At 71.6% G+C, this 26,487-nt stretch carries 21 protein-coding genes and 1 pseudogene; 12 read left to right on the forward strand and 10 right to left on the reverse strand.

The features are described from left to right. Nucleotides 1–19 precede the first annotated feature (19 nt). The gene (locus J2S57_RS27950) at nt 20–2,839 is read right to left on the reverse strand and encodes an FAD-binding and (Fe-S)-binding domain-containing protein (protein ID WP_307248448.1); all 2,820 of its coding nucleotides are present in this window, start codon (nt 2,837–2,839) and stop codon (nt 20–22) included. Nucleotides 2,840–2,872: 33 nt separating this feature from the next. Between J2S57_RS27950 and J2S57_RS27955 the strand changes: the two genes are divergently transcribed. After that, nucleotides 2,873–3,541, forward strand: a complete 669-nt coding sequence (locus J2S57_RS27955) for a GntR family transcriptional regulator (RefSeq protein ID WP_307248450.1) — start codon at nt 2,873–2,875, stop codon at nt 3,539–3,541. Nucleotides 3,542–3,633: 92 nt separating this feature from the next. Further along, entirely contained in the window at nt 3,634–4,587 is a 954-nt protein-coding gene (locus J2S57_RS27960; RefSeq protein ID WP_307248452.1) for a heme-binding protein, read from the forward strand. A gap of 77 nt (nt 4,588–4,664) precedes the next feature. Here the strand turns inward: J2S57_RS27960 and J2S57_RS35450 are convergent. Next, nucleotides 4,665–5,264, reverse strand: a pseudogene (locus J2S57_RS35450) (maleylpyruvate isomerase N-terminal domain-containing protein); the annotation flags it as partial. Between J2S57_RS35450 and J2S57_RS27965 the strand changes: the two are divergent. After that, nucleotides 5,149–5,901: a hypothetical protein gene (locus J2S57_RS27965; protein ID WP_307248455.1), complete on the forward strand. Its 753-nt coding sequence runs from the start codon at nt 5,149–5,151 to the stop codon at nt 5,899–5,901. The pseudogene J2S57_RS35450 and the gene J2S57_RS27965 overlap by 116 nt on opposite strands. Nucleotides 5,902–6,020: 119 nt before the next feature. Then, nucleotides 6,021–6,614 (forward strand): hypothetical protein, encoded by a 594-nt coding sequence (locus J2S57_RS27970; protein WP_307248456.1) that lies wholly within the window; start codon nt 6,021–6,023, stop codon nt 6,612–6,614. A 60-nt stretch (nt 6,615–6,674) separates the two neighbouring features. On the opposite strand, the gene J2S57_RS27975 is transcribed toward J2S57_RS27970, so the two are convergent. Beyond that, nucleotides 6,675–6,911, reverse strand: a complete 237-nt coding sequence (locus J2S57_RS27975) for a helix-turn-helix domain-containing protein (RefSeq protein WP_307248460.1) — start codon at nt 6,909–6,911, stop codon at nt 6,675–6,677. A gap of 122 nt (nt 6,912–7,033) precedes the next feature. Between J2S57_RS27975 and J2S57_RS27980 the strand changes: the two genes are divergently transcribed. After that, on the forward strand, nt 7,034–7,843 hold the full coding sequence (locus J2S57_RS27980) for a helix-turn-helix domain-containing protein (RefSeq protein ID WP_307248462.1): 810 nt from the start codon (nt 7,034–7,036) through the stop codon (nt 7,841–7,843). Further along, nucleotides 7,840–8,037: a DUF397 domain-containing protein gene (locus J2S57_RS27985; protein ID WP_307248464.1), complete on the forward strand. Its 198-nt coding sequence runs from the start codon at nt 7,840–7,842 to the stop codon at nt 8,035–8,037. Before J2S57_RS27980 ends, J2S57_RS27985 begins: the two co-directional genes overlap by 4 nt. Before the next feature lie 66 nt (nt 8,038–8,103). On the opposite strand, the gene J2S57_RS27990 is transcribed toward J2S57_RS27985, so the two are convergent. Beyond that, nucleotides 8,104–8,403, reverse strand: coding sequence for a hypothetical protein (locus tag J2S57_RS27990; RefSeq protein WP_307248466.1), 300 nt, complete (start codon nt 8,401–8,403; stop codon nt 8,104–8,106). Nucleotides 8,404–8,582: 179 nt separating this feature from the next. Between J2S57_RS27990 and J2S57_RS27995 the strand changes: the two genes are divergently transcribed. Next, a complete protein-coding gene (locus J2S57_RS27995; RefSeq protein ID WP_307248469.1) occupies nt 8,583–9,521 on the forward strand; it encodes a GIY-YIG nuclease family protein in 939 nt (312 codons plus the stop codon). Nucleotides 9,522–9,542: 21 nt separating this feature from the next. Here the strand turns inward: J2S57_RS27995 and J2S57_RS28000 are convergent, their stop codons facing one another. Further along, nucleotides 9,543–10,316: a DUF4184 family protein gene (locus J2S57_RS28000; RefSeq protein WP_307248472.1), complete on the reverse strand. Its 774-nt coding sequence runs from the start codon at nt 10,314–10,316 to the stop codon at nt 9,543–9,545. A 190-nt stretch (nt 10,317–10,506) separates the two neighbouring features. Beyond that, nucleotides 10,507–11,313: a response regulator gene (locus tag J2S57_RS28005; RefSeq protein WP_307248474.1), complete on the reverse strand. Its 807-nt coding sequence runs from the start codon at nt 11,311–11,313 to the stop codon at nt 10,507–10,509. Nucleotides 11,314–11,829: 516 nt separating this feature from the next. On the opposite strand from J2S57_RS28005, the gene J2S57_RS28010 reads away from it, so the two are divergent. From J2S57_RS28010 to J2S57_RS28020, 3 genes are all read left to right on the forward strand, one after another. Next, nucleotides 11,830–14,766: a globin domain-containing protein gene (locus J2S57_RS28010; RefSeq protein WP_307248477.1), complete on the forward strand. Its 2,937-nt coding sequence runs from the start codon at nt 11,830–11,832 to the stop codon at nt 14,764–14,766. After that, nucleotides 14,763–16,460, forward strand: a complete 1,698-nt coding sequence (locus tag J2S57_RS28015; RefSeq protein ID WP_307248479.1) for a nitric oxide synthase oxygenase — start codon at nt 14,763–14,765, stop codon at nt 16,458–16,460. Before J2S57_RS28010 ends, J2S57_RS28015 begins: the two co-directional genes overlap by 4 nt. Before the next feature lie 93 nt (nt 16,461–16,553). Next, entirely contained in the window at nt 16,554–18,104 is a 1,551-nt protein-coding gene (locus J2S57_RS28020; protein WP_307248482.1) for an MptA/MptB family glycosyltransferase, read from the forward strand. A 1,141-nt stretch (nt 18,105–19,245) separates the two neighbouring features. Here the strand turns inward: J2S57_RS28020 and J2S57_RS28025 are convergent. Together J2S57_RS28025 and J2S57_RS28030 are read right to left on the reverse strand one after the other, a co-directional pair. Beyond that, complete coding sequence (locus tag J2S57_RS28025; protein ID WP_307248483.1) at nt 19,246–20,553, reverse strand: putative hexosyltransferase; 1,308 nt, start codon at nt 20,551–20,553, stop codon at nt 19,246–19,248. 104 nt (nt 20,554–20,657) lie between these two features. Next, nucleotides 20,658–21,716, reverse strand: coding sequence for a hypothetical protein (locus J2S57_RS28030; protein WP_307248485.1), 1,059 nt, complete (start codon nt 21,714–21,716; stop codon nt 20,658–20,660). Between the two features lie 107 nt (nt 21,717–21,823). On the opposite strand from J2S57_RS28030, the gene J2S57_RS28035 reads away from it, so the two are divergent. After that, nucleotides 21,824–22,429 carry a TetR/AcrR family transcriptional regulator gene (locus tag J2S57_RS28035; RefSeq protein ID WP_307248487.1) on the forward strand — a complete coding sequence of 202 codons (606 nt, stop codon included), beginning with the start codon at nt 21,824–21,826 and terminating at the stop codon, nt 22,427–22,429. Between the two features lie 120 nt (nt 22,430–22,549). Here the strand turns inward: J2S57_RS28035 and katG are convergent, their stop codons facing one another. Both katG and J2S57_RS28045 read right to left on the reverse strand, forming a co-directional pair. Next, nucleotides 22,550–24,778: a catalase/peroxidase HPI gene (katG, locus tag J2S57_RS28040; protein WP_307248489.1), complete on the reverse strand. Its 2,229-nt coding sequence runs from the start codon at nt 24,776–24,778 to the stop codon at nt 22,550–22,552. A gap of 23 nt (nt 24,779–24,801) precedes the next feature. Further along, nucleotides 24,802–25,230, reverse strand: coding sequence for a Fur family transcriptional regulator (locus J2S57_RS28045; RefSeq protein WP_307248492.1), 429 nt, complete (start codon nt 25,228–25,230; stop codon nt 24,802–24,804). 244 nt (nt 25,231–25,474) lie between these two features. On the opposite strand from J2S57_RS28045, the gene J2S57_RS28050 reads away from it, so the two are divergent. Beyond that, on the forward strand, nt 25,475–26,461 hold the full coding sequence (locus J2S57_RS28050; RefSeq protein ID WP_307248494.1) for an SMP-30/gluconolactonase/LRE family protein: 987 nt from the start codon (nt 25,475–25,477) through the stop codon (nt 26,459–26,461). The last annotated feature ends 26 nt before the right edge of the window (nt 26,462–26,487 follow it).

Consider the following 26,487-nt stretch of genomic DNA (forward strand, 5'->3'; position numbering starts at 1 on the left):
CCCGCACCGTGAGGCACCGTCACCGCTCCTGGGCCAGCAACTCGGCCAGGTGCACCGAGGGCCGCTCGGCCAGGTCGGCGACCTGGGTGCGGCACGAGAACCCGTCGGCCAGCACCACCGCGTCGGGCTGGGCCGCGAGCGCCGGCATCAGGTTCTGCCCGGCCACGGCCACCGACACCTCGTAGTGCCCCCGCTCGACGCCGAAATTGCCTGCCAGACCGCAGCATCCGGCCAGTGTCGTCACGGTGGCGCCGGTACGCCCGAGCAGGACCTTGTCGGCGTTCCAGCCCAGCACGGCATGGTGGTGGCAGTGCGGCTGGACGACGATCGTGGTGCCGGTCAGGTCGGGCGGGTTCCAGCCCTCGGTGGTGCTCAGCAGTTCGGCCAGCGTCCTGGTGGACGCGGCGACCAGCCGGGCGTCGTCGGTGCCGAGGAGCTCGACGGCGTCCGAGCGCAGCACGGCGGTGCACGACGGCTCGATGCCCACGATCGGGATGCCCTCGCGGGCGGCGGCGGCTAGCTCGGTCACGGTCGCACCGAGGATCTTTCGCGCCGCGTCGAGCTGGCCGGTGGTGATCCAGGTCAGTCCGCAGCAGGTGCCCGCCGAGGGCAGGCGCGGCTCGTACCCGGCCTCGCGCAGCACCTTCACGGTGGCCTCGGCGACGGCGGGGGAGAACGCGTCCGAGAACGAGTCCACGAACAGCATCAGCGGCGTTCCCCCGGTCTGGGTGTCCTGGCGCGACCACCAGCGCCGGAACGGAGTCCGGGCGAATTCCGGCACCGAGCGGCGGGAATCGACCCCGGCGCCGAACAGGGCGATCTTCTTCAGGCCCGGCAGGGTCATGCCGAGGTTGGCCAGCCGGGGAACCCGGCCGGCCAGCCGGGCCCACCGCGGCAACCAGCCCAGCGTGTAGTGCGAGCGTGGCCGCACGCGTCCGGAGTACTTCTGGTGCAGGGCCTCGGACTTGTAGGTGGCCATGTCGATGCCGGTCGGGCAGTCGGAGGCGCAGCCCTTGCACGACAGGCACAGGTCGAGGGAGTCGGCCACGGCCGGGTCGCGCCAGTGCAGGTCGCCGCGCACCACGTCCTGCAGCACGCGGGCCCGGCCGCGCGTGGAGTCCTTCTCCTCGCGGGTGGCCAGGTACGAGGGGCACATGACGCCGCCGGAGGCCGAGTTGTCGGCGCGGCACTTGCCCACGCCGGTGCAGCGGTGCAGGGCCTGGGACAGGTCGCCGTTGTCGTGCTCGTAGAAGAACGCCAGGTCTTTCCGGTAGCTCACGCCGGCCGCGCGCACGTCGGCGTCGAACGGGTCCGGGTCGACGAGAACGCCCGGGTTGAGCAGGTTCCCGGGGTCGAAGGCCTGCTTGACGGCCTTGAACAGGTTGATGGCCTCGGGGGAGTACATCAGTGACAGCAGCTCGCCGCGGGCCCGGCCGTCACCGTGCTCGCCGGAGATCGAGCCCCCGAACTCGGCGACGAGACCGGCGGCGGCGGTGAGGAACTCGCGCAGGACGACCAGGCCGTCGGGCCGGTCGAGAGGGTAGTCCAGGCGCACGTGCATGCAGCCGTCGCCGAAGTGCCCGTACGGTGCGGAGGTCATGCCGTGCTCGGCCACCAGGTCGTCGAAGCGGGCCAGGTAGGCGCCCAGCTTCTCCGGCGGCACCGCGGCGTCCTCGAGCCCGGGCCAGGCGGGCTTGCCCGAGGGGGCGCGCCCGGCCAGGCCGGCGCCGTCCTCGCGGATGCGCCAGAGCCGGGCCTGCACGGCGGGGTCCTGGATCACCTCGGACTCCAGGCCCAGTCCGGCCCGGGCCAGCGCGGTCGCGCGCTCGAGCACCTCGTCGCGGTCGTCCCCGGCGATCTCGACCAGCAGCCAGGCCCCGCCCTTGGGCATCGGCGGGATCGCGGCGTCACCCCGGCGGGCGCGCAGCACGCCGACGAGCCGCTCGTCCATGCCCTCGCAGGCGGTCGGGCTGAAGGTGACCACGGTGGGCGCGGCCTCGCCGGCCGCGACGATGGTGCTGAAGCCGATGGCGACGACCACCCGGTGGGCCGGATCGGTCACCAGGCGCACGGTGGCCTCGGTGATGACGCCCAGGGTGCCTTCCGAGCCGATCAGGGCCTGGCCGAGGTCGAAGCGCTCGGGCAGCAGGTGCTGCACGGCGTACCCGGACAGCTGGCGGCCGAAGAGGTCGAACTCGGTGCGCGCGGCTTTCAGGTGAGTGCCGGCGGCTTTCCGTAGGTCTTCGAGCAACTGGTCCGGCCCGTGCGCGTACGCGGCGCCGGTGCCGTCGTACCCGGTCTGCAGCGTCTCGCCGGAGGCCAGCAGGTGGGTCATGGCCACCACGTTGTCCGAGGTGCGGCCGTAGCCCAGCGCCCGGTTGCCGCAGGCGTTGTTGCCGATCATCCCGCCGATCGTGCAGCGCGGGTGGCTGGAGGGGTCGGGGCCGAAGCGGATGCCGTGGGGGAGCACGGCCTTCTGCAGGACGGCGTGCACGGTGCCCGGCTCGACCCGGGCGGTGCGGGTGGCCGGGTCGACCTCGAGCACCCGGTTGAGGTGACGGCTGAAGTCGATGACGACGCCCCGGCCGATCGCGTTGCCGGCGATCGAGGTGCCGCCGCCGCGCGAGGTCAGGGGGACCCCGAGGGAGCGGGTGATCTCGAGCGTCCGGGCCACCTCGTCGACGTGGCGCGGACGCACGACGGCCAGCGGCGGGATCCGGTAGAGGGACGCGTCGGTGGCGTACATCGCCTTGGTGCCCGCGTCGTCGCGGACCTCGAGCCCGGCTGCCCGCAGGGCGCGCGAGACATCCAGGTCGGCGGAGGTGGCCATGCTCGTCATGAGTGGCATGTTACGACAGCTAGCATGTTACTCATGACGTCCTTGGCCGATCAGGTGGTCGCGACCCTCCGTCGGGGCATCCGCGACGGCGTGTACGTGCCGGGCGAGACGTACAGCGTGTACCAGCTGGCCGAGGCGATCGGCGTGTCGCGCAGCCCGGTGCGCGAGGCCATGGTGCGCCTGGCCGACGCCGGTCTGGTCGAGATCGCCCGCAACCGCGGCTTCCAGGTGGTGCTGCCCCAGGCCCGCGACCTGGCCGAGATCTTCGCGGTGCGGCTGGCGCTGGAGGTGCCCGCCGCCGGGCGGCTCGCCCGGGCGCCACACGACCCGACCGACCTGCTCGCCTGCCTCGACACCATGCAGAACGCGCACGACGACGAGCAGTTCTGGGCCGAGGACCGGCGCCTGCACCGGCTGATCCTGACCGGCGCCGGCAACCGCCGGGCGGCCCGCATCGTGGCCGAGCTGCGCGAGGTCACCAGCCTGCTGGGCGAGCCGACCGGCCGCACCCACGCCACGATCTGCGCCGAGCACCGGCCGATCGTCGAGGCGATCCGGACGGGTGACGTGCCGGGCGCCCGGGAGGCGATGCGGGCCCACCTGACATCGACGGGGCTGCTGCTCATGGCCAAGGTCGCCGGAGCGGCGCCGGAAGATCCGCAGACGCAGGCCATCTGGGAATCGGCGACGCTCACCGCGTAGCTGTATCAGCCGCGTCCCGGCGCACCTCCCTCTCTCGCGCCGAGGAAAAGGTGCCGGGCCGAGGCCCGAGGACGTGGGTGAGGGGATGCGCCGTGGAACTGGCACCGGATTTCGTGATGAGGCCGCTGTCCAACGTCGAGGACGACGACGAGGGCGGCAAGGGCTTCTCGGCCGCCGCCGTGAAGGAAGCGAAACCGGCCGCCGGCATCCTCGGGCGCCTGGCCGGGCTCGAGGGAAAGTGGAGCGGCACCGGTTTCAACGTGATCTGGCGGCCCAACCACCGGCCCGTCGAGCAGGACCGGTTCCTCCAGCTCAACGTCACCACCGAGACGATGGAGTTCCAGCGGATCGCCGGTGACATCCCCAACCGGGGCCTGCTGCAGCCCGACATCAACATGGCCGGCCTGCACTACCTGCAGCAGATCACCGACAAGAACCTGGGCGCCGGGCTGCATTTCGAGCCGGGCATCTGGGCCCACGTGCCGGTGACGAGCAACCCGAAGGAGCCCGTCACGCTCGTGCGGATGGCGACGATCCCGCACGGCACGTCGATCCTGGCGCAGGGCATGTCGACCACGCAGGACGAGACGGTCGGCCCCTCGATCCCGAAGGTCAGCATCAAGCCGTTCAGCATCGGCTCGCCGAAGGACACGATCGACTTCGAGGAGCAGGACCTGGCCACCAAGACCAAGTTCCGCACACCCGCCGCCGGTCTGGTCGGGGTGACGCAGGCGATGGTGAACGACCCCAACAGCGTTCTGCGCGCGGCGATCGCGAAGCAGAAGATCACCTCGACCACCCGCCTCCAGGTGACGACGGCCCGCAAGCCGGTCGTCGGCGGCGGCTCGGTCAACACCGCCTTCCTGGTCGGCACCGCAGACGGGCCGAACGCGGTCGCGGCCAAGGTCACGTCCACGTTCTGGCTGGAGAAGATCGACGGCGAGAAGCGCGCCTCCCAGCTGCAGTACACGCAGACCGTGCTGCTCGACTTCGCCGGCCTGAGCTGGCCGCACATCTCGGTGGCCACGTTGCGGCGGGTGGCCTGATCCCCGGGACTGTGGACAGCTGAGCGGCAACTGCCCACAGTCCCTAACCCACCGTCAGCTCCCGCAGCCCACAGACCGCGAGCGCGCACCACAGCTGCCGCGGTGCGCACCCAGGCCTGCGGCAGGCCTCGTGTGTCGATGACGGACGCGTCGGCCCTCGCCGAACCACTTCGCACCCGCTCGGCGTTGGCCGCCGCACCGAACCGTTCGTCGTCGCGGTAGTAGGTCACGGCCGTGACCAGCGCGACCGGCGGCGCGGGCGCGGCCACGAGCGCCGGTACCCGCCCGACCGTCGTCTCCACGTGCCCGACCACACCCCGCACGTCCCAGGGATCGCACCGCGTCGGCCGGGCCCACGCGCTCGCGGGCAGCTCACCCAGGGCCTTCGCGAACGCGTCCGCCTCCGCGCGGAAGGCGACCACCACGTCCCTCAGAGAAGTCGGCACCGGGCCAGCCAAGCACCCCCGGGCTCCCGGATGGTCCGAACGGACGATCTCGCGAACTCCCGGCCGGCGACGAGCATCCAAATCCCCGGAACACCGTCCACCGAAGGAGCCGACCGTGCCGCACCGCACCGCAACCCTCGTCGCCGCCACCACGCTCGGCCTGGCCTGCGTCACCACCGGTGGCGCACTCGCCGCCCACGCGAACGTGACGACGCCGGCCGACGCGACCACGTCGTCCACCATGACCCAGAGCGCCAAGAAGCCGAAGGCGACCACGGTGATCCGCCTGGCCCCGTTCCAGGCCGACGGCTCGCTGAAGAAGGGCTGGCGCACCCACCTGGTGCGCAGCGCCGACCCGATCGACTGCAGCTACGACACCGGCTCGGTCTCGGCCGTGAACGGCGGCACCCACTCCTGCGGCAGCACCGCCGATGCGGCCGGTGACTGCTGGAGCTCCCCGAAGTACCGTCACCAGATCCTGTGCCTGGAATCGGCCTGGTCCAAGACCCTGACCCGGCGCAAGGCCGTGAACGTGCCCGCGACCACGAAGAAGCCGAAACTGCCTCAGCCACTGGCTCTTCAGCTGTCCGACGGCACCCGCTGGTCGCTGCGCACCGGAGGCGCCTGGGGTGGACGAGCGGACGGGCTGGTCGGCTACTACGGCTGCGAGAGCAAGGCCTGCTCGGAGAAGGAGACGGGCAAGTTCCTGGCAGTGGTGGCCAAGCCGGACAGTCACGCGGTGAACCGGTCGAAGGCCGCCTGGACCGTACGTGTCGGGGAGCTCGGCTCGGTCGAGAAGTCCTACCCGGCGCCGAAGAAGTACACGGTGACGAAGGCCTGGTTCATCAAGAACACGGTCAAGCGGTAGCCAGCACGAACGCGGTCGCACAGGGTGAAGGAACGTCGTAGACCAGGGTGGGCCAGACGGTTGTCGCGTGTCCACTATGTCGGAGTGCGGGCAGGTCGGGGCGCCCCGATCATGTGCGCATGAGCGACATGGATGTGGCCCGGGAAGCCCGGCGCCGGCAGCAGCGGATCCTGCTGATCACCTATCCGATGCTGGTGCTGCTCATGCCGCTCGTGTTCGTGGGCTTCATGCTCACGTCGGACGAGTCGTTCGCGGATCTGCCGGTGGTGGGGTGGCTGTTCGTCGCCTTCATGGTGCTCGTCCCCCTGCTGATGGTGCTCGGCGCGCTGTGGCTCCGGCAGCGGGGTGTGTCCTGGATGCAGCCGCCGCTGGCGATGGGGGTGGACAGGGCGCGGCGCAAGCGGATCGTCACGTCGATCCGGGCAGGTGAGCCGGTCGCGCCCGACGACGAGGTCGTGGCCCGGGACACGGCCCGGCGCCTTCAGCAGCAGCGCTGGCTGCCGTGCCTGTGGATCGTGCTCGCCGGGCTGAGCGTGGTGCAGTTCGCGCTGGTCGAACAGGACGTGCCGCACACCATCGCGATGGTGGGCTTCGGCATGGCGGCGCTGTCCGCCCCGTGGGCGCTGCGGGACGCTCGGCGCGGCCGCCGCTGGCTGGAGAAGCATCAACCGCAGACGCCTGATGAGCCGGGACGGGTGGGTGTCGGCGGGTGACTGCACCCGCCCCGGCGGTCTGATGGTGCCCTTGATCGCGTGCTGTGTTCGATGATGCGATCAGGAGTGCAGCGGTGGCAGTGCACCGGTGATGTAGATCTGTCGCTGGGTCTCGCTCAGGCTCTCGTAGAGCGAGTCGAGGGCCTGTTCGAAAGTGTCCGGCAGTTCGCGCGGTTCGGCCACCTCCCACTGGTTCACGGCGACCGCGTTGACGCGCAGCAGCGCGCCGAACTCGGTCTGGGTCAGGCCGAGGGCCTCGCGGAGGGGGCCGATGTCCTCGGTGCTCCAGCTGCTCATGACTGCCTCCCCGTCGTCCCCGTTCCTACTCGTGGGACGACTGTCGGTCACCGCCGTAACCGGGTCACCTTCACGTTTTGAGCGCTTGATTCGTGACCCGACGCCGATGAAATGATCCCCATATGTCAGGGGGAGGAGCAGGTCAGTGGTCGGTCGGGCTCGAGCTCTCCAAAGAGCTGCGCGAGGCCCGCGAGCGCGCCGGCAAGACGCTCGGTGACGTCAGCGCCGCCAAGCTCGGCAGCCGCCAGAAGCTGTGGCGCATCGAGCACGGCGTCGGCCCGTGGAAACCGGCGGACGTCGGAGCCCTCTGCGACCTCTACGCAGTGGCGCGGTCACATCGGCAGCTGCTGGTCGACATGGCGCACGCGTCGAACGACACCACCTTCACGGAGCGGTATCAGCACGTCCCCCGCTTCGGGTTGTACCTGGCGATGGAGCGTAGGGCGACGGCGCTGACCACGATGACGGGCTCGCTGGTGCACGGCCTTCTCCAGACGGAGGGGTACCACCGGGGCGTCATGGCTGATGCCCGGCTGTTCGAGTCCCAGATCGAGCAGCAGCAGCTCAGGATGCGGCAGGAACGGCAGCAGGCCTTCTGGGAGCGCGTGGACGTGAGTCTCAAGGTGATCATGTCGGAGGCAGCGCTGCACGCGGTCGTGGGTTCTCGCGAGGTGATGGCCGAGCAGGTCGGGCGTCTGCGCGCACTCGCAGGTCAGGAAGGTGTGAGCATCCGGTACGTCCCTCTTTCCTGTCCGCCGGGCCTGGTGGCCCAGGGGCCCTTCACGCTGCTGACGACCGATCAGGGAGAAAGCGTTTACGTCGAGCATCTCGACGGGGGACGAATCCTGAGTGAGGCTGGCACGGTAGGAAGGTTCAGGCATGCGGCGGGCCTGGCCGAAGAACAGTCGGTAGACATGCGGGAGTGGCAGTGAACGGCGATACCGCTTGGCAGAAGGCAACGGCCAGCAACGCTGGTGGCGACTGCGTGGAGATGCGTCGCCACGGCGGAACCGTGCAGGTCAGGGACTCCAAGAATCCGGACGGGCCGGTGCTGAGCTTCGGGCCCGGTGAGATCGCGGCCTGGCTCGACGGTGCGACCAGGGGCGAGTTCGATCATCTGATCTGACCGGGCCGCAATGCGGCTGGTGTGAGCCCCCGTGAGGATCTGGGGATGGCCGACGGAGACCTCGTCCTAGAGCACCTGCGGCGGACGCAGGTCGGGCGGCAGGTCGAGCGGGTGACGCCCGGCGTCGCGGCCGGCGACCGTGGTCATCGCCCGGCGGTACTGGTCGCACGTGATCCGCCGCGTCATCACCTGCCGGGCCAGCGCACCCTCGAGCGTCAGGGCCGGGCGGCGCGCGGGATGCGTCGGCGGCAGCGAGGGCGGCATCCGGCGTCGGCGGCGTGAGGTGAGGACCTGGATGACGTCCCACCACGTGGCGACCAGGCCGACGACGATGAGGGCGGCTACGAGGACAGCTCCCGAGCTCATGGCTCAACCCTCGTCCCGCGCGCAGGGTGGGCACAGGGACGAAGGGCCCGTCCCGCCGGGGCTCGAGGCCTGTTCGCCCGGCGGTCGCCCGGAGCCCGGGCCGGTGCCAGCACGATCACCGGGGGACGCGTCGGCGCACCGGAACGGGGCCGGCCCGGGGGCCCCGTAGAGTTCGCCGGATGAGGAAGCGCCCGGCCGCGGTGGCCGTCCTGCCCACCGAGCCCGGGGTCTACCGGTTCCGCGACGAGGCCGGGCGGGCCCTGTACATCGGGCGTACCGGCAACCTGCGGCACCGGGTCGGCTCGTACTGGGGCGACCTGCGCGACCGCCCGCGGCTGCGCCGGATGGTGGCCCAGGTCACCGGAATCGAGGCGCTGGTCTGCGAGTCCGAGCACGAGGCGGCCTGGCTCGAGCGCAACCTGCTGGAACACCGCAAGCCCCGCTGGAACCGGGCCCGCGGCGGGCAGGAGCTGCCGGTCTGGATCCGTCTCGACCCCTCCCCGGCCGCACCCCGTCTCGACCTGGTGCACCGCGTCGAAACTCGTCCCGGCGTCAGCCACTTCGGGCCGTACCTGGGCTCCCGCAAGGTGCGCGAGGCCGTCTCGGCCCTGCTGCGCTGCTATCCGCTGCCCTACACCGCGACCCGCCTGACCCCGGCCGAGAAGGACATGGCCGCCACCCGCGGTGTGGCCCTCGACGACCGCGAGCGCCTGATCACCACGATCACGGCCGTGCTCGAGCGCTCGCCGCAGGCGGTGGCGCAGGCGCACGAGCTCCTGCGGGTGCGCCGCGACGAGGCCGCCGCCGGGCTGCTGTTCGAGATCGCCGGGGCGGTGCAGACCGAGATCGCGGGGCTGGCCTGGGTGGTCGCGCCGCAGCGGGTCACGGTCGAGGGAGCCGGTGACCTGACCCTGACCGGTCGCCACGACGGGCTCGACGTGCGGCTGCGCATCCGCGCGGGCCGGATGTGCGAGTGGCAGCAGGTGGTCTCGAAGGGAGCGGCGGCCGAGATCCCCGGCGAATGGGGGCCGTTCCTCGGCCGGAACGCGGAACTGGCCGCGCGGCTGGCGAATCTGGCCGTCACGAACGAATCGCCCACCGGCCTGACCCGCGCCTGACCCGCGCCTGACCAGGGTGATTCACGGCACCGGGACGCTCGCCGCCCCGGCCAGCCGCCCGAACTGCCACACCACGCAGTACACGCCGAGCCCGACCAGCAGCACGAGCACCGAGCTGATCGCGAACTCCCGCAGCGCGTAGTCGGCCAGCGTCGTCGGCCCGGCGCCCGGGATGTCGACGCGCACCTGGCGCAGGCGCAGCGTGACCTGCACCAGGCTCACGACGGCCGCGGCCCCGGCCAGCACCGAGACCAGCAGCCGGCGCCGGGCCGCGCTCAGCACCGCCCCGGCGGGCAGTGACGCCGGGCGGGTCGAGTTCCACCAGTGCACCAGCCAGCCGGCGAGCAGCAGTGCGCCGGCCAGGTCGCTGAGCAGGTTCAGGCGCTGCGAGAGGCCGAGGCCGAACAGGTCGCAGAACGCGTCCCAGCCCACGTGCGTGGCCGCGCCGATGACGGCCGAGACCACGACGGCCGCGAGCGTTCGCGCGTCCGTCATGCGAAAACCCTGGGCCGACCACCACGCCCGCGCCGCGACCGCCGGGGGCAGCAGAGCCACCAGCGGGCGCTTGGCCACGAGCTGGAACACCGCCAGCATGACCAGCGCGATCATCGGGTCGAGCCACAGCAGTGAGGACGCCCGGTGCGTGAGCGTGAGGTTGTAGTCGCCGCCGAGCCACTGCAGCGACACGTAGTACGGCAGGTCAGGGGCGAGCGCGCCGAAGACCAGGGCGGACGGGACGAGCGGGCGCCGGGCGAGGGGCACGACGGCGACCGGGTGGATCAGGGTGAACGGCACCCGTTCATCGTGGCGACGACGTGAGGCGGCGCGCCTCGTCCTCAGGTGCAGGAGTCCGGTACCTGGGTCTCGACGTGCTGGTACCCGTGCGGCGGTGCGGGCCCCGGGCCGCCGACCACCCGGGCGGGACATGGTGGACGCGTCGGGAGACCCGGTCTCCCGACGCGTCCACCATGGGTGGTCGCGAAGGTCAGGGGCTGGACCAGCGGTAGAGGTTCTTGGGACGCCCCGCCGTGCCGTAGCGCTGACTCTGTGAGACCAGGTGCCGGTCGGTGAGTTCCTCGAGGTAGTGCCGGGCCGTGACCCGGGAGATGCCCAGGGCCTGGGCGACGTCGTTCGCGGAGACCGGCACCGTGGAGGTGCGCAGGTGTGCGGCGACGCGGTCGAGCGTGCGGCGGGCCGGGACCTTGCCGGCGCGGGGGATCGTGCCGTTCTCGGGGCCACCCGCGAGCAGGCCGTCCGCCGACCAGGACACCGGGGGAGGGGCCTGCGGTCGCAGCAGCGCGAGCGCGGAGTCGATGTCGCGCTGGCTGACCGGGCCGGATCCGGCGGACGTCTGGCGGCGGAAGGCGGCGTAGCGGCGCAGGTGCTGCTGCAGGTCCTGGCTGTGCAGGGGCTTGAGCAGGTAGTGCACGACCCCGTACGACGCGGCCCGGCGCACCAGCCGCAGGTCTCGCTCGGCGGTGATGACGATGAAGTCGACGGCGCAGTCGCGGGCGCGCAGGGTGCGGCACAGCTCGAGACCGCAGGCGTCGGGCAGGTTCACGTCGAGCAGGATCAGCTCGGGGGTGAGGTGCCCACCGGGGCCTGGATGTTCGGCGTGGTCGGGCGGCTCGGTCCGGCGCAGGAGCTCGGCGCCGGTGTTGACGATGCCGGTCACGGTGAAACCCGGCGTGCGGCTGACGTACTCGGCGTGCCGGGTGGCGACGACCGGGTCGGCGTCGGCGATCAGGGTGCTGATGCGCCGGTCGGTCCGGCGGGCGGAGTGGTCAGGCATGGGCGTCCGGATCGGACCGTCGTCACTCTCCTCCACGCCGGCGGTGCGCCCGTCACCGGGCGTGTACGTAGAGCGTGATTCTAGTAACAGTGCGCGGCCGGGATCAATCCGGGGTCGGCACCGTTTCCCGAGGCACCCATATATCCGTTTCCCTTGCATTCCCGGAGGCGGCGCATGTCTGTCAATAGTTTTCGCGGTTCTTCTCATTCTGTGGACCGGTATTCGCCGAGGTGACGCAGAGTTGAGCTTCATCGACGACTGTTTGTGATGTCTGGCGTGGCGTTTCAGCAGGGCTGACGTGCAATGCGTGCCTATCTCGTAACTTTCAGTGATCACTTTCGTAGGTTGTGTCGAGTTTGCATCTTTCCGTGTTTCCTCGGTAGAACGGTCCTCGACGCAACCTCATCCGGTGGCCCTGTTCGTCGGCCCGACCGAATTTTTAGGGAGAGCTGGATGTTTCGCGAGCCGCGACGATTGGAGGAGCTTCCTCCTTTCGACCCGCGGACGATCGCGGTCGTGCGCAAGAGCTGTGCTGCCCTCCCGCCCGACCACATCGAACTGACGCGGGAGTTCTACCACCAGCTCTTCATCATGGCGCCGCACGCGCGCGCGATGTTCCCGGAAGACATGGACGCGCAGAACGAGCGCCTCCTCAAAGCCATCCTCATGACGGTCGAGAACCTCGACAAGCCGGAGATGGTCGAGGCGCACCTGCGGCGCTGGGGTGCCCACCACCGTCGCAAGCACTCCGTCACCAACGACCTGTACCCCTATGTGGCGCACTCGCTGGTGCGGGCCCTGCGGGAGCTGAACGGTGGTGACCTCGAGACCACCGTCGCCTCGTGCTGGATGGCGGTCTACGAGTGGATGGCCGCCGTGATGATCGCCGGCGCCGACGACGCGGAGAACGCCGAGCAGCAGGCCGGTACCCGGGAGGGTGCGGTCGTGCGTCCGTACTACCAGGACGACGAGGCGGCCGACCAGGCCGGTCAGTACTACGGCGGGCACGGCGCGGCTTCCTCCGTCAGCCCCGAGACCGTTCAGCAGCCCGCGATCCGCGACGTGCGCGGTGCGTCCACGCGCCAGGACTACCCGGAGCCCGCGCAGCAGGCCTACCCCGAGGCCGGACGGCAGTCCGAGGTCGCGCGGTACAGCGGGACGGGTGGCCCGGCTGCCCCGGTTCGCGCGGCCGGCGCCGTGCGTCAGTCCGCGCCGCAGGTGGGGCAGTCCTACGGTGAGACCGGATCCGCGGCCGCCGTTTCGCCGTACGCCGAGGTCGAGCCCTACGGCGCCCAGAACCCGGCCCCCTCGAACGACGCCTGGTCGGCGCCGGAACCGTACGACGCGCAGGCCGCCGGTTACGCCGACCCGCACGACCACACTCAGGGCTCCTCCGCCGCGGCGGGCCACGAGCGCGACCAGGGCTGGTTCGCGGGGGAGAACTCCGCGGGGCCGTCCACGGGACAGTTCGCCGGTTCCGCGCCGAACCCGGCCCCGGCGTCGGGCAGCTGGTTCGACCAGCGGCCGGGTGACGAGTCGCCGTCCGGGCCGTCGGGCGCGCAGGTTGCCGGCCCGGGAACCGGGTCCGGTCAGGACTGGTTCGCCGGGCAGGGGGACTCCTCGGCGGAGGCCTACGAGCAGCCGGGCCCGTACGAGCAGCCGGGCCAGTACGAGGCGCAGGGTCAGTACGGGCAGTCGGCGCAGCATGATGCGCCGGGGCCGTACGGACAGCCCGAGGCGCAGGGGCAGTACCCGCAGCCGGGGCAACACGACGCCGCGGACCAGTACGAGCAGCCCGGGCAGTACGAGCAGTCCGGTCAGCCGGGCCCGTACGAGCAGTCGGGCCGGTTCGGGCAGTCGTCGGCGGTGGATCGCTCGCAGCCGCTCCCGCGCGGTCAGTACCGCGGCGGTCAGTCGTCGGCGGGGGCGATCGGGGCCGGTCCGGGTGCCGGTCACGGTGGCCCCGGCACTCAGGGGGGCGGTGGCGGGTACGGCGGCCAGGCCGGCCTGAACGTCGGTGGTCTGGGCGGCGGAGCCGGTCTGGGCGGGGACGGGCTGGGCGGCGGAAGTCGTCTCGGTGGTCTTGGGATGTCCGGCGGGGTGACGGAGGCGGCGGGTCCGCAGTTCGCGCGTCCGCCGCAGCGGCAGACCGGTGAGCAGCGGCAGGTGACGCCCGAGCAGCAGTACATCGGCGAGACCGCGGCCATCGACCAGTCGAGCATCGCCGCGCACTTCGAGGAGCAGGGCGGCTACGACGGCTCCTCCTACGGTGCGCCTCAGCGGCAGGACGCCGCGCAGCCCGGGTACGACGCCCAGGGCTGGAGCACCGGTCAGTTCACCGCGCCGGAGCAGGGCTACGACGCCCCCGGCGACGAGACGGACCAGCGCTGGACCTCCGGCCAGGTCCACGACGACCGGACCGACGCCGAGGGTCAGGGCTGGGGCACCGGCACCACGGGTCAGTTCGCCCAGCCCGGCCAGGGGTACGAGCAGGGGTGGAACGCGGGCGACACCGCCCAGCCCTACGACGACCAGGACGCCCAGCCCGCAACGGGTTACGACGAGCAGGACGCCCAGCAGTGGGGCGCCGCGCAGCCGGATCAGCCCGAGCGGGCCGCCGCTCCCGAACAGCGCTGGATCGCCACCGGCCGCACCCGCGACGACTACGCGGACGCCGCCGACCGCCGCTGGGGCACCACCGGCCAGTTCACCCAGCCCGGCCAGTTCACTCAGCCCGGTCAGGGCTACGAGACCGGCCAGCAGTGGATCACCGGCACCCGAAACAGCAGCAGCCAGAACATCGGCACCCGAAACCCCGGCGCCGGCAACGGTGGAGCCGGTAACGGCGGTGCCACCGGCCCGGTTCGGCAGCCGGGCCTCACCCGCGGTGCGCAGGACGGCGCCCGTGGCCAGGAAAGCCGGGGCCAGGAAAGCCGGGGCCGTGAGCCCGGTCTGACCGACTCCGGCGAACAGCGCTGGCACGTCGGCAACACCGGGCAGTTCGCCCTCCCGGCCCGCGCCGCCGACCCGGCCGGTCAGCCGGGTCAGGCCGGTCAGCCGGGGCAGACGAGCCGGCCCGGTCAGACCCGCCCGTCCGGCCGGGAACGAGCCGACAGCATTCGAGCCGACAGCATCCGAGCTGACAACCTGAGGGCCGACAACCTCAGGGCCGACAGCGCCAGGGGTGACGGCCCGCGGCAGCCCGGCCCGGCGAGCGCCGCCCAGCCCGGTGACCCGGAGCGTCCCTACCGCCCCGAGACCGCTGGTCGTCCGCGCGTGAACAGCATCAACGACAGCGGCAGCAGCGCGGTGAGCCCCGGCTCCTCGTCCGAGGGCCACCGTTACATCGATGTCACCCCGTACGACGAGGACCGCACCGACGGTCCGGTGCGGCCCGACGACACGCAGCCGCAGCCGGGACAGCCGGCGGAGCACTGGCAGGGCACTGCATGACGCAACAGAACGTGCACACCGATGCCGGATTCGGCGTCCCCTCGTTCGAGACCGATGCGCAGGCCTTCGCGACCGGTCGCGAGGCCTACGCAGCCCGTGACGGTTACCGGGGCAGTGAAACGTACTCGGACGCCGACAGTTTCGAGGCCTCGGCCCCGACCGTCGCGGTGGTGACGGGCGCCGCCCGGGCGACCACCACGTCCACCATGAGCGACCGCACGACGGGAGGCGGGCACCCCGTCTTCCGCCCGACCACCGCGTTCCAGCACGACACCGAGCGCCCCGGGATCGACCCCACGCGGGTCGCCGCGGACTGGCAGCTGATGTACGAGTGGCTCGAGCGTGACGCGGAGATGGCCTCGGTGTGCGGCTTCTCGGCCGAGGACCTGAGCTACTCCGCGCGCAGCGCCCGCGTCAACGAGCTGATGCTGGAAGTCGGCCCGGGCCGGACGTTCACCGTGCTGCCGAACGAGATGCAGTTCTGGGTGCGGTATTCCTGGATCAATTCCGACCGCTGCTCCGGGCGCCAGCACGCGCTGCAGCAGGCCGTGATCCAGTACCGGCCCGAGGTGCGTGGCGCCGTCGACATGCTCCGCGCCGCGGTCGACCACGCGAACATGGCCATGAACGCGCCGGTTCCGCCGCAGACCGTGATCACGGTGCTGGGCGGTCCGGTGGCTCCCGGTGAGCTGGGCCCGATGTTCGTCACCGAGCAGATGCTGCGCGCGGCCGGCTACCACCAGGCCGAGGGCGGATGGAGCGGCGACGGCGGCTATCTCGACGTCACCGACTGGGTGCGCCAGCAGGGCGGCGGGCACCTGATCCAGTCGATGCCCGGCTACCGGCCCGGTTCGTTCGACGTGCTGCCGATGCTCGCGATGGGCGAGGACGGCGAGCTGGTGATGGCCAGGGTCCCGAACGCCGAGCGCTACCTCATCGACATCCCCTGGCCGCGTCACCCCGAGACCAACACCACCGCGGGCGACGACTCCGGGTACGGCGAGCCGTTCGCGTGCTGGCCGGCGATCCCGCTGCAGACGAACTTCGACATCGACATCGCCGGGCAGCGCTACTGCACGATCTTCAACGGCTGGTACGTCGACGAGGAGCTGGCCACCAACTTCCTCGACCCGCGCCGCTACGACTGGGCCGACCGCATCGGTGAGGCCATCCACGGGCCGGTCGATGCGCAGATGCTCTCGCGCACCGACAAGTTCGACGAGTACCGGATGGCGCAGATCGAGATCGCGACGCTGCGCGCGATCCGGGCGGGGTTCAAGTCCAACCGGATGAAGATAAACAACCTCTCGGCCAGCCAGAGCGGTTTCGCGAAGTTCTGCCAGCGCCACCTGGCCACGCACGGCGAGATGCCGCCGAACGACACCGGCTGGACGTCCAACCGGATCGGCTCGCGGTTCCGTTTCCCCAGCCACCCGGTGCCGCACAAGGCCCAGGAGCGCGGCGCGGTGCTGGTCAAGCACTGGCTGACGGTCAAGTCGCTGCGCCCGAACGTGCCCGTGCACATCGTGGACCTCGAGGCGCTGGAACCCTCGCGCCCGGGCCGGCACGCCGCGGTCACGATGGCCGAGCCGATCACCCAGCCCAACCGTTTCGTGACGTCGGACTGGTCCGACGAGGCGGCCCCGGAACGCGGCGGCTGCCCGGTGAACCACGGCGCGCGCCGCACCGTCTGACGGGCGGGTGACGGGCGGAGTGTTCATCCACACGTAGCCCGCGCCGTGCCCGTTTCGTGCCCGGCGCGGGTGCCCGCTGTGTGATCATTCCCTGTGAGCTTCGCACGGGTTCAGGCCGTCCGCAGAAACACTTTCGCGGGCGGCGGGGCCCTGCTCGCCGTGGCCTTCGTGCTGCTGGTGCTGCCGGCGGCGCTGGGCCCCTCCTCGGCCACCCCGCCGCTGGGCCCGCGCGGTTCCTGGCCGGCCTGGGACCTCGGCCTGAACCCGCCCGACGGGCTGGTGATCGTGGCGCTGGCCGGGGGTTACCTGCTGGCCGCCGCCGGGTTGTGGCTGGGCCTGCGCTCGGGCCGGGCGCCCACCCCGAAGCGCGTCGCCCAGTTGTCGGTGCTGATGACCGTGCTGTTCGTGCTGGTGGCGCCGTTCGGCTCGGCCGACCACCTCAGTTACGTGGCGTACGGCCGGATCAAGGCCCTGGGCGGCGACCCGTACCTGGTCCCGCCCGACGCCTGGCCCGGTGCGGACGCCGTGATCGGCTCGGTCGAGGCGCCGTGGGAGGGCACGACGAGCGTCTACGGCCCGGTCGCGACCGCCGTCTTCGACCTGGTGGCGCGTCTGGGTGGCGGCGACCTGCGGCTGACGGTGTGGCTGTGGCAGCTCGTGGTCGGGGCGGCGTTCCTGCTGACCGGCTGGCTGCTGTACCGCCTCGCACCGCCGGAGCTGAAGTCGCGGGTGAGCCTGCTCTGGCTGCTGAACCCCGCGCTGGCCGCCGTTCTCGTGGGCGGTGCGCACCTCGACACCCTCGCCGCGGCCGGTGGGGTGGCCGGTGCGGCGCTGCTGATCCTGGGGCGCGGCCCGGTGGTCTGGGTGCTGGCCGGCGCCGCGTTCGCGGTCGGCGCCGGCACCAAGATGCCCTACCTGGCGATGGCGGCCGCGGCCTGGTGGGCGATCCGCTCGCGCCCGGTGCGCGAGGTCGCCCTGGTCACGGGCTCGGCCGTGGTCGGCGGGCTGCTGGTGCTGGTGCCCGGTCATCTGTGGTCGGGCCCGCACACCTACGACCAGACGCAGGCGGCGAGTCACTACGTGTCGATCGCGAGCCCCTGGCGCTCGGTCGTCAGCCTGCTCGAGGCCCTGATCGGTTCCACGGCCCGTGACCTGCTGCCGTTCCTGTTCGCCGCGCTGGCGCTGGTGATCGTCGCGGCCGCGAGCCGGCTGTTCCGGAGCGCGCCGGTGAACGAGAGCCAGAGCTTCGGCCGGGCCCTGCTGGTGCTGAGCCTGGCCTATCCGCTCGCGGCGCCGTACGTGCTGCCCTGGTACGACGCCCCGCTGTGGGTCGCGCTGGTGCTGGCCGACGTCCCCGTGGTGCTGCTGGGGCTCCTCGTCACCCGGCTCGCGGGGCTGGCGATCTCCTACGTGCCGGGCAGGGCGGACGTGCCGGGCTCGTTGCCGCTCGACGTGATGCTGGGCGTGCGCCACGTGGCCGGCCCGTTGCTGGTGCTCGGGGTGCTGGCCTGGCTGTTCAGGGCATCGCGGCGGGCCTCGGCGCAGCGCACGAGCACGAACGCGAGCGCGACCACGGTGACGCCACGCACGACCATGGCGGCGTTGCCCATGAAACCGGGCGTGCCCCAGAGCCACGACCACTGAGCCCACAGCCAGATGTCGGTGACCGTGAACGCGATCACCCAGCGCCACGGCACCATGAGCACGACGAGGAACGGCACGACCCACAGGCCGTACTGCGGGGAGTCGACGCGGCCGATGCCGATGTAGCCGGCGATCATCGCGCCGGCCACGGCCACCGCGGGGAAGGTGCCCTCGGCCTTGAAACGCTGGTGGCCGATGCGGATGAGCAGGCCCCAGAGCACGAACACGGCCGTCCAGGCGCAGATGTTGGCGACGGTGGTCTGGTTCGCGTCGAAGATCCAGTACCAGAGCGAGTTCGTGGTCTTGTCGTTGACCCGCTTGGACTGCATCGCGAACGGTCCGTACCAGCCCTCGAAGTTGACGATCATGAACGGCACGTTGAGCACGAGCGTGGTGATCACGGCGGCGCCGACCATGCGCACGCTCTCCTGCACCCGCTTGTCGAGCAGCAGCGCGATCAGGAAGGGCAGCACGAGGAAGCCGGGGTAGATCTTGGCGCTGGCCCCGAGGGCCGCGAAGACGCCCACGAGGGCGTACTTCTCCTTGCGCCAGGCCCAGAGGGCGCCGACGGACGCGGCGACCGGCAGCAGGTCCCAGTTCAGGTACGCGTAGGCGGCGAGCTGGGGGGAGGCGGCGAACAGCAGGGCGCGCGGGCCGGCCAGGCGGTACAGCGGGATGACGCAGATGAGCGCGAAGGGCGTCAGCGCCAGGGCGGTCACGATCCAGAAACCGTTGACCGAGTTCACCGGCAGGGCGGTGAGCCAGGCGAAGACGCCGGTCACGACCGGGTACTCGATCTGCCCGGCGCCGAGGCGGATGACCTCGTTGCCCGAGGCGTCGATGATGTGGTTGACGGCGCCCTGGTACGGGGCGAGGTGAGCGCCCATGTCGCGCTGGTACCAGAGGGTCTGGATGTCGTTGTAGCAGACCTTGGGCTGGTGCCCGGGGTCCCAGTCGGTGAGGCAGTACGACTTCAGGCCCGCCGCGACCACCAGGGTGAGGCCGGTGATGAGCAGGAGGGGCAGCAGCCCCAGGGCGATTGCACGAGTTGGCCGGGGCACGCTGCCCCACGATAGAGCCAGTTGAGGACGTGGTGGTCGCCGACGGGTCTCGATGTCGCCTGATTTACGTCACGGTCGGTTCACGGCGGTGCGATGAGGGACGCCCCGAGCCACAGCACCACGACGATCACCTGCAGCGCCGCCAGCACCGGAACCACCCAGGTCAGGGCCTTGGGTGGGATCAGCAGGCCGATCGCGACGAAGGCGGGCAGCAGCAGCACCTCGGCGCGGGGCCGGAACCCGACCTGGCTGGAGACCAGGCTGACCACGATCAGCACGGCGGTGTACGCGAGCCAGGGCAGTGGCAGGGTGTGCCGGAATCGGGCGAGCGCGACCAGGGCCACGGCCATGAAGACGACGGCGATGGTCATGACCGCGCGGCTCGGGCTGTGCAACGGGTCGTAGAGGCCTCCGAGCGAGGTGAGGGCCTTCCTGCCCCAGTCCATGTGCTGGTCCCAGCCCTCGGCCTGGGTGCGGTTCCAGGTGCCGGGGGAGCCGGTCCAGATCCAGACGAAGATCAGGTAGCCGATCGGTCCGAGGGGCGCGAGAGCGGGTGCGATCAGGGCCTTGAGGTCGCGGCCGGCGGCGCGCCGGGTGCGGTCGACGGGGGACGCCCCTGTCGCCTCGGCCGCCCCGGTCGTGTCGGGCGCGGCGGTCGCGTCCGTCGCCCCGGTCGTGTCGGTCGTGTCGGGCGCGTCGGTGCGGTGCGGGTTCCGCAGGGCGAGGAGGGCGGCGACCGCGCAGGCGACGGTGAGGGCGAGCCCGACGTCGGCGCGCACGGTGCCGGCGAGGAGGGCGGCGATCCCGGCGAACAGCCAGCGGCGGCGGTGCAGGAACAGGAGACAGGCGCCGGCCAGGGCGGCGGCGAGCGCCTCGGTGTAGGCCCACGAGAACACGGCCGTGCCGGGGAAGAACGCGAAGACGACGGCGGCGGTGCGCCCGGCCTCGGGGGCGCCGACGGCCTGGCCGAGTTTCAGCACCAGCAGCACGGCGACGGCCCCGCCGGCCAGCGACACCGCGACGCCGGTGAACAACGGGCCGAGGCCGATCGCGTCGCCGGCGGCGATGAGCGCGGGGTAGCCGGGGAAGAACGCGAGGGTGGTGGGTCCGCCGTCGGCCGGGAGGCTGTGCGGGTAGCCCTCGGCCGCCAGGCGCAGGTACCAGGTGGCGTCCCAGCAGCGGGCCAGCGCGGCCATGCCCTCGATCGGGCGGGGCTCGGTGTCGCCGCAGCGGATGCCCGAGAGGTTCAGCGTGTTCACGGTGGCCGTGGCCGCCGCGATGCTCAGGCGCGAGAGCAGGTAGAGCAGCAGTACGCCCGGGGCACCGGGGGCGCTCCGGGCGATCTGCTTCAGGACGCGTGGGCCGGACGGGACGGTGTCAGTCGCCAACGGGCGCCCCAGAGATCACGGTCGGCCAACTTACTGGGTCGATGTGTCCGGAAGCCATCCGGATCGGTGACCACGACGTCCACCGTCGAAGGGGTGGCCGTCGGTCAGGTCAGCGCGGGCACGGGGGAGGGGGCCGGGGTCCCGGCGTTCTGGTCGCGCCGCGACGAGCGGGCGGTGCCGATCGCCGTCAGCACCGCACCGGCCGCGAGCCAGACCACGAGCACGATGATCGAGTGCGTGGCGCCGTGCCCGTCGAAGAACGCGGTGGAGCGCAGCAGCCAGCCCGCGGCGCCCGGCGGCAGGAACTGCCCGAACTCCCCGGACCAGCCCGGCAGCATCTCGGGCGCGCTGGTGGTGCCCGAGAACGGGTTGCCCAGCAGCATCATGGTGACGGCACCGATCGCGAACCCGGCCGTGCCGAGCAGCGATTCGAGACCGAGGATGACGAACGACGTCGCCGCCACCGACAGCGCGATCGCCCCGGCGTTGGCCCAGTAGCTGCCCTCGAGCGAGCCCAGCCAGAACTGCAGGATCGCGGCCATGGCGAGTCCGCCCGTGATCGAGTAGGCCAGGGCGCCGGTCAGACGGCGCCCGGCCCCGCGGACGCGGTTGCTGAGCAGCACGGCCGCGAGCATGCCGCCGAGCACGAGGGGCAGCGAGCCGGCCGCGAGACCGGCGCCGCGCGGGTCGTCGGCGGGCAGCGGGGCGAGGTCGCGGATGGCGGCGGTCGTCGAGGCGGTGGTCGAGGCGGCGGCCGGGGCCTCACCGGTGGTCTGGTTCTGGGCGGCGGCCAGGGCCTGACCCAGCGACTGCAGGGCCTGGGCCACGACCGGGCCGGCGGCCGTGGCCGTGATCACCTGCGGCGAGCCGGAACTCACGTCGATCGCGCCGTAGACCTCGCGCTCGCCGATCGCGTGCTCGGCGGCGGCGGTGTCGGCGAGGGGCACGACGTCGAAGGCGCCGGGGGACTTCTGCTCCAGCGCGGCGCTCACCTGCTCGACCGCGGCGGCGGGCCCGGCGACGGCCAGCGGGATGTCGTGCAGCGACGCGCGGGTCGCGGGCCAGGCGAACGCGGTGAGGATCGCGCTGATGATCAGGGTCAGGGCTCCCACCATGACGGCCACCTGCGACCAGGGGGACTTCTCCGGGGTCCGCGTGGACATGACGACTCCTGAGTGACGCTGAATGAAAGAGAACGGACGTTCGTTTTGAACGATGGACCGCACCGCGCCGCTTGTCAAGAACGAACGTTCGCTTTTAAGGTGACGCCATGCCCCGCGTCACCGAGGAGTACCGCACCGCCCGCCGTGCCGAGATCCTGTCCGCGGCGGGGGAGCTGTTCGCCCGCAACGGGTTCCACGCCACGTCGATGGCCGACATCATCTCCGCCTCGGGGCTGTCGGCGGGTGCGGTGTACCGGTACTTCCGCAGTAAGGAAGAGCTGATCGGCTCGGTCGCCGACGTTGCTCTGGGGTCGGCCGACGAGGTCGCCGCCCGGATGCTGGCCGACGGGGCCGTGCCCTCGCCGGCCACGGCGATCGGCGCCATGCTCGACAACATCGTGCACCGCGTGGCCCGCGAGGCCGTGCCCGGCGTCGACCTGACCCGCATCGTCATCCAGGTCTGGGCCGAGTCGGCGCGCAACCCGGCGCTGGCCGAGCGGGTGCACCAGGCGTTCGAGGTGATCCGGGGCTGCTACGCCGAGGTGGCCCGCCGGCGTCAGGCCGCGGGGCTCCTGCCCGCCGACGCCGACCCGCTGCAGGTGGCGTCGGCCATGCTCGGTGTCAGCCAGGGGTTCCTGGTGCAGAACCTGCTGATCCCCGGCACCACGATCGACGGCTACCTGGCCGGCGTGCGCCCGCTGCTCGGGGACTGACGTCCGCAGCCGTCGGCGACCACGTCGTCCCTCGTTGACGCCCGCAAAGACGAACGGGCCCGGCGGGAGAACCCGCCGGGCCCGGACGTGGCGCCGAGAATCAGACCGCCGTGCTGAGGATCAGACGGCCACGGCCTTCTTCAGGTCGAACCGGTCGGCGTCCATGACCTTGACCCACGCGGCCACGAAGTCGTTGACGAACTTCGTCTTCGCGTCCTCGCTGGCGTAGACCTCGGCCAGGGCGCGCAGCACCGAGTTGGAGCCGAAGATCAGGTCGACCGCGGTGGCGGTGTACCTGACCTCGTCGGTGGCCAGGTCCCGGATCTCGTAGAGGTGCTCGCCCTCGGCGGCGGCCTTCCACTTCGTGCCGGGCGAGAGCAGGTTGACGAAGAAGTCGTTCGTCAGCTGACCCGGCTTGTCGGTGAGCACACCGTGGGCGGAACCGCCGACGTTGTTGCCGAGCACCCGCAGGCCACCGATGAGAACGGTGGTCTCCGGCGCGGTCAGGTTGAGCATGTACGCGCGGTCGACGAGAAGCACCTCGGGCTGGGTCTTCTCACCCTCGCGCAGGAACTGGCGGAAGCCGTCGGCCCGCGGCTCGAGCACCGCGAACGACTCCACGTCGGTGTCCTCCTGCGTGGCGTCGGTGCGACCGGCGTGGAACGGGACGGTCACCTCGACCCCGGCGTCCTTCGCGGCCTTCTCGACGGCGGCCGAACCGGCCAGCACGATCAGGTCGGCGAGGGAGATCGTGGTCCCGGACTCGCTGCGGATGCCCTCGAGGACACCGAGCACCTTGGAGAGCTGCTCGGGCTGGTTGACCTCCCAGTTCTTCTGCGGCTCGAGCGCGATGCGGGCGCCGTTCGCGCCACCGCGCATGTCGGTGGAACGGTAGGTCGCGGCGCTCGACCAGGCGGTCTGCACCAGCTCGGACACGGACAGGCCGGATTCGAGCACCTTGGCCTTGAGCGTGGCCACGTCGGCGTCGGAGACCGCGGAGGTCGCGGCCGGAACCGGGTCCTGCCACAGCTGCGGCTCGGCCACCCACGGGCCGAGGAAGCGGCTGACCGGTCCCATGTCACGGTGCAGGAGCTTGTACCAGGCCTTGGCGAAGGCGAGGCGGAACTCCTCCGGGTTCTCGAGGAAACGCTTCGAGATCGCGCCGTAGACCGGGTCGAAGCGCAGCGACAGGTCGGTCGTGAGCATCGTCGGGCGGTACTTCTTCGACGCGTCGTAGGCGTCGGGGATGATCTCCTCGTCGGTCTTGGCGACGTAGTGCTTGCCGCCGCCCGGGCCGGTCGTCAGCTCCCACTCGTAGCCGAAGAGGATCTCGAAGAAGCGGTTGCTCCACTCGGTCGGCCGGTCGGTCCACGTGACCTCGATGCCCGAGGTGATGGTGTCCTTGCCCTTGCCCGAGCCGTGGTTCGAGAGCCAGCCCAGACCCTGCGCCTCGATGCCCTCGCCCTCCGGCTCCGGGCCGACGTCACCCGTGTGGGCGCCGTGCGTCTTGCCGAAGGTGTGGCCACCGGCGATGAGGGCGACGGTCTCCTCGTCGTTCATCGCCATCCGGGCGAAGGTCTCGCGGATGAAGTGCGCGGCCTGGACGAAGTCGGCGTTGCCCTTGGGACCCTCGGGGTTGACGTAGATGAGACCCATCTCCGTCGCCCCGACGCCCGGGAGCATGTCCTTCTCCGAGGTGTACCGGGTGTCGGCCAGCCAGGTGTCCTCCGGGCCCCAGAAGATCTCCTCCGGCTCCCACACGTCGGGACGGCCGAAGCCGAAGCCGAACGTCTTGAAGCCCATCGACTCCAGGGCCACGTTCCCGGCGAGCACGAGCAGGTCGGCCCAGGAGACCTTCTGGCCGTACTTCTGCTTGACCGGCCACAGCAGGCGGCGGGCCTTGTCCAGGTTGGCGTTGTCGGGCCAGCTGTTCAGCGGGGCGAAACGCTGCCCGCCGTCACCGGCGCCACCGCGGCCGTCCTCGATGCGGTAGGTGCCGGCGGCGTGCCAGCTCATGCGGATCATCAGGCCGCCGTAGTGCCCGAAGTCGGCCGGCCACCAGTCCTGCGAGGTGGTGAGGACCTCGGTGATGTCGGCCTTCAGCGCCTCGACGTCGAGCTTGGCGAACTCGGCGGCGTAGTCGAAGTCGTCACCCAGCGGGTTGCCCTTGGACGAGTGCGCGTGCAGCACCGTCAGGTCGAGCTGGTTCGGCCACCAGTCGCGGTTGCCCCGCGGGTTGTCGACCTTGCTGGTCGGCGGCTTGATCGCCGGGTTCTCGCTCTCGCTGCCGTTCGCGGTCGCCGAGTCGTGCGCGACCGGGCAGCCGCCCGCGTTCTGGGTGTCGCTCATGTGCATCCTTCCGGGCTGGCCAATCAATGACGTGTGCTCGCGGCCGAGCACTGCGGGCAGGTGCCCCAGTACACGACCTCCGCCTCGTCGACCACGAAGCCGTGATCGTCCGAAGCGGTAAGACAGGGGGTGTGGCCCACGGCGCACTCCACGTCGGCGATCGCTCCACAGGATCGGCACACGACGTGGTGATGGTTGTCGCCCACCCGGGTCTCGTACCGCGCGTTCGCCCCGGTCGGCTGGATCTTGCGGATCAGCCGGGCGTCGGTCAGGGCGCGCAGGACGTCGTAGACCGCCTGGTGGGAGACGGTGGGCAGTTCGGCCCGCACCAGGCTGATCACCGTGTCGGTGTCGACGTGCGGGTGCTCGTGCAGGGCGGTGAGAACCGCCAGGCGGGGCCGCGTCACGCGCAGCGAGGCCGAGCGCAGCTGGGCCTCGAAGTCGGACGTCATGCCAACGACCTTAGGCCACTTTTCTTGACCAGTTCAAGTTAACTCTCCGCGGCATCCGGATGACGCAGAGCTGGCGGCAGCCCACTCTACGTGACGCCGGGCCGTCTGGCGTGGTCCTTACGGCATGATTCGGCCGTGACCGAACGTGTGGTGCGTGTGCCGCTGGAGGCGGACGCCGTCATAGCGCGGCTGGCTGCTCATCCCCGGCTTCCCCTTGCTGGCGGCTCGTGACCCTCGCGAGACGGTGGTGCGCATCTGGGACTGCGGCGGTGAACAGCCCGAGCTCCGGGCCACCGTCCAGGACGACGGGGGCTGGGACATCTCGGTGCTCGTCTGGCATCCGGACGAGCCCCTGCTGCTGATCAGCAACCTGGGCACCCTGACGACGTGGACCCCGGGGAGAGCGACCGTCAGTGAGCGCCTGCCCTCGCAGATCTACTACCAAGCCCTGGGTTTCAGCGCCGACCGACGCCGGGTGTGGGCGTCGCCGCCCGCGCCCGGCCGTCAGGGATCCGACGTCATCGACCTCTCCCGGGGAATCGTCGGCACCGGCCCCGACTTCGACACCGGCATCACTGAGCACCCGGCCGGAGGACTGGTCGCGATGCTCGCCAGCGACCAGGGCGGCACCGATGTCCTCTTCGCTCGGACGGCGGGCGACGCACCCGAGATCACCGGCCGCACGCTGACTCTCGACGCGGACGGCTACGAGCCCGTGCTCTTCAGTCCCGACGGCCGCCTCCTGGTGGTCAAGGGCGACAGCTACGCCAACGAGCTGAACGTGTTCGAGTTCCCCTCGCTGCGCCGGATCCACCACCTGGGGCTGGAAGACCGCCCGCCCGAGGAATGGGACCCCGAGGACGGCGAGGACATCTTCGGCCACTCGCTGGGCAACATCGCCTTCGACCGCCGCTCCGGCCTGCTCTGGCTCGTCTCACCCGCGGGCCGCCTGCTGTCGCTCGACCTCGACCGCCGCGCCGCCCGGGAGCACGAGCTGCCGGGCCTCTTCCCGGTCACGGCGCTCGCCGCCCTGGCCGACGGGCGTCTGGTCGTCGCCGGTGCGGGCGAGCTCCGCATCCTGCTCCCGCCGGGTGACCCGGCCGACCTCACCCCTTCTCCCGAACGGGTCGAGGCCTTTCTGCGGGACGAGCCGGGCGAGCCCTGCGACGGCGGTGAGGACGCACCGGCCGACCCCCTGTGGGCCCGCCTGGCCGCCGGCCCCGGGAGGTAGTGCCGAGCTTCCCCGAAAAGGGGCGG

The sequence above is a fragment of the Kineosporia succinea genome (assembly GCF_030811555.1).
Classification (GTDB): Bacteria; Actinomycetota; Actinomycetes; order Actinomycetales; family Kineosporiaceae; genus Kineosporia; species Kineosporia succinea.